6 protein-coding genes and 1 pseudogene are annotated in these 7399 nt (G+C 70.1%); all 7 read right to left on the reverse strand.

Annotated elements, in window-relative coordinates:
* On the reverse strand, positions 1 to 673 hold a 673-nt coding region (locus AX709_RS07400), incomplete at its 3' end, for an outer membrane protein (protein ID WP_156454194.1).
* A gap of 106 nt (positions 674 to 779) precedes the next feature.
* On the reverse strand, positions 780 to 1298 hold the full coding sequence (locus AX709_RS07405; protein WP_231727455.1) for a DUF2793 domain-containing protein: 519 nt from the start codon (positions 1296 to 1298) through the stop codon (positions 780 to 782).
* Between the two features lie 7 nt (positions 1299 to 1305).
* Entirely contained in the window at positions 1306 to 3483 is a 2178-nt protein-coding gene (locus AX709_RS07410) for a phage tail protein (RefSeq protein WP_066548304.1), read from the reverse strand.
* Entirely contained in the window at positions 3484 to 3891 is a 408-nt protein-coding gene (locus AX709_RS07415) for a hypothetical protein (protein ID WP_066548306.1), read from the reverse strand.
* Positions 3888 to 4697: a DUF2163 domain-containing protein gene (locus AX709_RS07420; RefSeq protein WP_066548311.1), complete on the reverse strand. Its 810-nt coding sequence runs from the start codon at positions 4695 to 4697 to the stop codon at positions 3888 to 3890. The genes AX709_RS07415 and AX709_RS07420 overlap by 4 nt, the downstream gene beginning before the upstream one ends.
* 2 nt (positions 4698 to 4699) lie before the next feature.
* Positions 4700 to 7003: a DUF2460 domain-containing protein gene (locus tag AX709_RS07425; protein WP_066548310.1), complete on the reverse strand. Its 2304-nt coding sequence runs from the start codon at positions 7001 to 7003 to the stop codon at positions 4700 to 4702.
* A gap of 102 nt (positions 7004 to 7105) precedes the next feature.
* A pseudogene (locus AX709_RS19135) lies at positions 7106 to 7399 on the reverse strand (tail tape measure protein); the annotation flags it as partial.

Raw genomic sequence — 7399 nt, forward strand, 5'->3', positions numbered from 1 at the left:
CCGCGGGCTCGCCGAAGTTGAAGGTCAGGCCGCCGAGGATGCTGTGCGACCGGAAGCGCGAGTCGAGGCTCGCACCGGTGGCCGCAACAACGGTCACGTCATCGGCGTTGAAAAAGCGATACTTCACGCTGACGTCGACATTGTCGGAGAGCGGCGCGCGCACACCGGCCAGAACCTGCCAGGCAAAGACCGTGTCGCTGTCGTCGAGCAGAACGCGCGGCAGAACGCCGAAATCGCTGTACTTGACGCGTGCGACACCGACGCCGCCGCCCACAAAGCCCTGGGCACCGTCGTCGGGCCCAAAGTCGATCAGGCCGTTGGCCATGAAGCTCAACGCCGACGAGTCACCCGTGGCCGGGTTCTCGTAGATGCCCGCCGGAACGCCGCCGACCGGGATGGTCAGCTGGTGCGCATCGACGCTCGCTTCGCGATAGCCGACTTCGGCTTCGACGCGGAACGGCCCGAAGTCATAGCCGATCGTGGCATCGACATCCCAGCCATAGTCATTGTCGGTGGACAGGATGTTCTGGCCAGTGCTCGACAGGTCGAAATCATGATCTTCAACGATCATCGCGCCGCCTTCGACGCCCACATACCACGCGTTGTCGCGGGCGAGGGCGGGAGTAGCGAGCGCGGTAGTCGCAAGCGCCAATGTGATGGCAAGCTTCCGCATTGTAATCCCCTTTCCTGGTTGTCCTACGGACAGCGCAAACTCCCTACTCGGGTGTTAGTTTCCGTGCAAGCGCACAATATCGTCCGTTGTTGCGCGATAGACACAATCAAGCTGCAGCAATCAGACCATGTGCGCGGAGTGCGGAAAGTAGTGCGGCGATCGTGGCACGCGCCTGTTGGTCCACCACCGCACCGCCGGATGGGTCCGCGATCGCGGGCTGGCGCGCCCCGACGACCTGCATGCCCGCGACCTGGAAACGGGTACCGCGAAGCTCGCCCTGCGACCACTCCGCACCCAGCCATGTCAGCATGACTCCGTCGACGATCGACCATGCCGACATGCCGACGGTGGGCACGTGGTGCCGCCAGCCGCCGGTCGTCCAGGTCGCGATCTGGCCCTCCCGTCCGGTCCAGACGTCGGTCGCTGGCGCACCGACGATCCAGCAGTCGCCAGGCGTGGGATCTTCCGGAGGCAGCCCGGTCGTCCCGCGCACCACGAGGTGGAGCAGCGTGTCGATCGCGACCAGGGCCTCGTTGTGCGTCAGTTCCTTCTGCGCCTGTCCGGCATAGAGCATCGGAAGCGAGAACCGGGGGGTCTTGTCGTCATCCATGGGTCCACCTTTCATGAACGGGTCATTGCTGTGCGGAGATGATCAGCGGGCGGGATGCGCCATGCGTGCCGAGCTGTCTGACCTCGGCGCTCGCCAGCGCCGCGGCGACGGCGGGATCGTCAACGGCCAGGGCCGGCATGGACACCTCGGCCACCACCACGTCGCCATCCGCCCGGTGCAACGTGACCCGATAGCGTTCCGCGTCTTCGCCCAGCGGCACATCGGCGCCGTCGATCCAGGTCCAGCCGCTGCGGCCGCGGCGCCGCCACGACAACATTAGGGCGTCGCCCGGCGTGCGTTGCCACGTGCCATGGACCGGCGCGGGCGGCACCAGCGACCGACCATCGATCCGGACCGTCGCGCGCGACGGGTCGGGCCGGTCGCCGATCCCGCTCGCCTCGACCTGCATGTCGACGCCAATCAGCGCGGGCGACAGATCGATCGACCGCAACGCGTCGCGGTCGAGCAGGACGAAGCGCTCGTCCGGCTGATGCGTGCCGATCGCCCATTCGGTGCCGCGCCGTCCGCGCCACAGGCGCGACAGCCGCCATCGGTTCGCCCCCAGCGGCACCGCCGATCCGAACTGCACCAGCTCGTCCCCGATCAGCGCCGCGTTGGCACCTGCCGCCAAAGCACGGTCATCCGCATCTTCCAGCATCATCGCCGCGTTCAAGAGTGCGACGACGATCTCGTTCCGCCGGTCCTCGATCGTGGCGGGACCTTCGCGCAGCGGCGTCGCGACGCTGCCGATCACGCTCGGCGGGGCCGTGCGGCCTTGCGGCGTCCAGCGCGCGCCATCGGGACTCGTCGCGATCGCCGCGCCGCGCCAGCCCGACGACGTGCCGGCGGCCGCGATCAGCAACTGCGCGCGCTCGACCGGTGCATCGTCGATCAGCGGCGCCTCGGCGATCGCCAGAACGGTGGGCCCGTGGACCAGATCGGGCGCGGGCGCGACCCGGCCCGAAGAACCGGCGTCGATCACCCCCGCGCCGATGATGCGCCGCAGCTCGAGCACGACCGTCATCGCTTCCAGGGTCCAGCCGGTCACGCGCCAGACCCCGGGCTCGCCCTCGATGGCGACCCGCGATCCGGGCGCGATGTCGATATCGCGCCAGTCCAGCGTCACCCGGCGCTGCTCGCGCTCGCGGTCGGCGCGGATCAACGCCTGTCCCGCAAGCCGGCGTGCGTCGCCAGGGGTCACCACGGCGGGAAGGTCGATGCGCAGCACGCGCCGCGCGGCCCCGGTACGCACGATGCGCTGGACACTCGACTGGTAATCGCGTGCGGCGTCATAATGCGCGACCGTGACCGTGCCGGGCGTCGTCTGCGCGGACGCGATACGGCGCTGCCGACGTGCCGCGCCTGCCCCCCCGCCTTCCACCGCAGCGCCCGCGTCGCGGATCAGCCGCGCTGCGCCGGTTCCGGCATCGGGGCGCAATCCGCCGTCCTCCGCGACGAACCACAGGCCGTAGGCGCTCGCCAGACCTTCCGCGAGCCCGCGGATCGTCGAACCATATGCCGAATAGCCGGTCACCGTTTCGCCGGTCAGCGCGGGGGTGATCTGCCCCTCGCCGACCTCTGCCAGGATCGTACCGACGTCCAGTGGCAACGCCTCCGCCACGACTTCAAAGGTCAGCGAAGGGAGACGATTGCCGAAATCCGCCAGCTGAAGCTGCTCGAACACGACATAGGCGCAGCCGGCATAAGCGGGTGTCGCCGCGCTTCCCTCGACCGCCGCGATCAGCGGGTCGACCGCCTGCGCCTCGCCGCCGCGATGCAGCCGAAAGTCCGCGACCTCGCTCTTGAAATCGCCTGCCGCGCCGCGCAACAGCCGTCCGTCGGCCCAGATCCGTCGCACCTCGCGCACCGGCCGTGCCGACAGCAGTACCGCAAAGGACGCCGAATAACTGTAGGTGGTGGTCGCCGCGACACCCTTGCCGCCGCCGCTGCGGCCGCGCGCCTCGATCAGGTCGGTCGACCAGATCACCGATCCGGCAACGCGCATCGTTCCAAAGATGTGGGGAATGGCCGTACCATAGCTCGACGTCTGGACCGCCAGTTCGGTCAGGCGTGGCCCCTCGCGCCGTCCCGGCCGGAACAGCACCGCATTGTCGACCGCCTGGCCCAGCAGCGATCCGACCGCCGCGCCGATCGGCCCGCCGATCGCGCCGCCCGCCACCGTCAGTACCAAGGTCGCCATCTAACTGTCCTCCAACCCCGTCCGATAATGCCAGCGACGACGGATCGGCCATGGCGGCGCGCCCGGTCGCTCGACGACGCGGCGCAGCCACGCGTCGGCGTGGATCACCCCCGTGCCGCTGTCGATCGCCAGGTGCAGCTGGCCCGGCCCGGCCTGGGCCAGCAGGATCGCGCCCGCACCGGCGGGGCCGGGTTCCAGCCCGGCCAGCTTGGCCCAGTCGTCGCCGATCCCGGATTCTCCGGTGCGCAGCGCGTAGCCTGTGGGCACCGGCCCTGAATATCCCGCGCCCGCCAGCGCCAGCGCGACCAGCCCCACACAGTCGAGCCCGTGCGCGATCGTCCGGCCGTGCAGCCGAAAGGGCGCGCCGACAGCGGCGCGCGCCGCCGCGACGATCCGCGCCTCGTTCATCCGCCCGGATAGCGCGTGAGCAGGTCGATGCCCGGCAAGTGCGGTTCGCCGCGGAAATTGGCCGCGTTGGCAAAACGGTCGCGGCAGGTCTCCAGCCGCTTGTCGCACCCCTCGGTGATCTCGATCCGCGCGTCGCCGCTCGCAAAGCGCGGCGGGCGGCGCAGCGTCACCACGTTGCCGTCGGATGCCACGACCTCCTCGGCCAGCCCCGAATTAGCGCCGGTCAGCCAGCGGATGCGCCCGCCCGCCCAGCCATTGGCGACCGGCTCGGCGATGTCGAGGGTCAGCACCTCGTCCTGCCCGTCGGTCACCCGACCCATCCGGACGCGCGCAGCCATCGCCACCCGGCAACGCCGGTCGCCCAGCTCAGCGCGGCACGTCGGCGATGTCTCCTCGCTCGCCGGCGCGTCCAGCAGCGCGGCGATGCCCGTCAGCTCGGCCGCGAACCCCGTATCGGCCAGCTCGACCGCACCGATCTCGCCCTCGCCCAGCGGCACCGCCTGATGGCCGGGCTGCGTCCAGTCGACCGCCGTGATCGTCACGCGCGCGCCGTCCCAGCGTCCGGCGATCAGGTCGGTGGCGCTGATCGTCCCGTGGTCGATCGCACCGCGCACCTCCATCGTATCAGCGTCGAGCGCGTCGCTGCGCTGGATCGCCGACGGCGTCATGCCCGGCGCAGCCCGATAGATCAGCCCATCGCGAACCAGGTCGCGATCGTGCGAGGTCAGCCCGATCGCCACGCCATCGCGCCGCTCGATCCGCCAGCACAGCGCCAGCGTGGTCACCTCGCCGGCCAGCCAGTCGATGCTCATGCCTCGCGCACCTCGACCAGCGGCACGCTGGCCGCCACGCCCGCCAGGAACGTCGCGCGGCTGACGCTCAACTGGTCCTCGGCGAAACGCACCGGCACGTCGAACCGGAAGCCCGCAGTGACGATCGCACCGTCGGGCGGCGCGTTGTCGAGCGACAGCCATCCGCCCGCTTCGACCACGAACGCGCCGGTCTCGACCCCATCGATCGCGACGCGCACGCTGCCCGCTACCGGCCGGGTGATGCGCCGCTCGGTCTCGCCGTACCGCTTGATCAGCGCAAAGCGCGTCATCACGCCGTCACCGGCCCCCAGCGCCTGGTCGGTCGGGCCGGGCGCACCATCATCGTCGCGCGACGATGCGTCGAACGGGTCGCGCAGGCGGAAGCCGCGCGCCGGCCCCATCCGCGCGCGAAAGAAGGCGAGCAGTTCGGCGATGTCGGCTTCCGATCGCACGCCCGGCCCGGCATCGTACCGCGTTCGCGCCGCCGCCCAGTTGGCGTTGCGCTTTTCCTGTCCGCCCGCGCTGCTGACGATCGCGGTCGACCATTCGGGGATCACTTCCGCCTCACGCCCCAGCGCCAACGGGAACAGCACGTCGTCGAACGGCGTCACCGCATCCTCCTCCACATCGAAATGAATGAAGCCGTCGCGCATCATCTGCGGCAGCGCCCAGATGAAGGTCGCCGCGACGCCGCGCGCCCGCGCCACTTCGGCGGCCGCGTCGATCGCTGCCCATTGCGGCGCATCCTCGGGCTTCAGCACGAAGCCCGAAAAATAATGTTGCCGCTCGACCGGATAGCCCAGCCGAACAGTCGCCGCCGCCACCGCCCGCGCGCTTGCGCCCGTATTGCCGGTCGCCGCCCAGTCATAATCCTCGAGCTGCAGCACATCGAACGCCGGGCTTGCCCAGCCGACCGGCAGCGCCGCGCGTTTCCACTCGGGCGCCGCTTCGTTGAGGATGGTGGGCAGATAGGCGAGCAGCAGCAGCTCCGCCCCCGGCGCCGCCGCCCGCACCGCGTCAGCCAGTGCCGCAGTCGATTGCGCCAGCATCGCCCCCGCCTGGTCGAGCAGTTCGATCTGCGCGGCCGACAGCGGCACGTTGACGTTCGCAATCTCCGGCGGCGTACCCCCGAACGCGGCGCGCGCGGCATCGTCGTACAGGCACGGCCGCCCGTCGAGCATAAGCCACCACCACGGCTCGCCGATCTGGAACCGCACCCGCGCCCCGCCCTCGGCGGCAATCGCAACAAAGGCCAGCGCCACCGCGCGCAGATAGCTCATCGCCGCCGCGCTCGCCGGCGACAGCAAGGTCGATGGCGGCACCCATCCGGTCAGCGCCGGCGATCCGTCCCAGGCGCGCTGCTTCCAGTCCTCCCAGCAATGCGCGTCGAACAATTCGTAGCTCAGCGACCAGATGATCGCATAGCCGAGCTCCGCCGCCCGCCGAGCAAAGTCGCGGTGCCACGCGATGCATGGCGCATTCAGCGCCCCGCCATTCAAGCTGACCAGCAATTGGTCACCCGAGGCCTCAAGCCGGAAATAATGGCTCATGCCGACATAATGGACGATCGCATCGCGATAGCCGAGATGAAGCGCGTTGTGCAGCACCCGCGCCGGGGTCAGGTTATAGGTATCGTCATAGCCGTTGGCGATGCCCAGCCCATGTTCGGGCACGATTGCATCGCCGATCGCCAGCACCGATCCCGGCCCATCGCAACGGATCTCGGTCAGCTCCGCCCAACCCTCGGCGGGCGCGGGCAACAACGCATCGCCGTTGGTATAGCCCGGCGGCACCAGCGAGATGAACATGCGGTCGACATCGCCCGCAAACACCGGATCGGCCTCGCCCGGCAACAGGAATCCGCCGTTCAGCGCCGCGAAGTCGAGCGTGATCGTCGCATCCTCGGGCATGCCGGTGGCATAGTTCCACAGCCGGACATACCAGGCGCGCGGCGCGCCCGCCGCATCGCGCCCCTCGATCGTCAGCGTCGGGCCGTTGATCGCATCCAGCGGCAGGATGCCCGCCGACCGCCAGCGAAAGCGCAGTCGACACCCCCGAAAATCGCGGTCGGTCGCATAACGGAGCAGGGGATGGTCCCAACAGTCCTCCGCTTCCCAGATCAGCCCGGCCAGATCGTCGGCGCGATAGAAGACCGCATCGACCCGCATCGCGTCCGGCGCGGTCGTCACGACGCTCGCCATCATCGGTCGCGGGAAATTGACCGTCCAGTACCGCGGATCGAACCGCGTCAGCACGCCCTCGTCCTGCACCGTCCGCGACCGCATCAACCAATGCCCCACACCTACTTCCGTTGCCCCCAAAGCGTCGCCCCGGCGAAGGCCGGGGCCGCCAGCCCGGACGCGTCGCCCCGGCGCAGGCCGGGGCCTCAGGCCAATTGCGCCCTAAGCCTCCACCAACGCCGCCCGCACCGCCCGCGCCACTTGCCGGCTCGATTGCGCTAGCGCCCGCGGCGCGTCCCCAGCGCCGGCATTGACGGTGATGGCCACCCTGACCTCGCGCGCGCCACTCGCCTGTGGCACCGCCACCTGCCCACTCGCGGTCGGCACGAACAATTCCGGCCCCCGCTCGCCCACCCAATAGGGCCGGCCGGGCGCCACCGGACCGCCCGTCGCCCGTCCCGGCGCACCGAACAGCCCGGCTGCCACCCCGACCAGGCTGCCGAGCAGCCCACCGCC

The sequence above is a fragment of the Sphingomonas sp. CCH15-F11 genome (assembly GCF_001557005.1).
In the GTDB taxonomy this organism is placed as follows: Bacteria; Pseudomonadota; Alphaproteobacteria; order Sphingomonadales; family Sphingomonadaceae; genus Sphingomonas.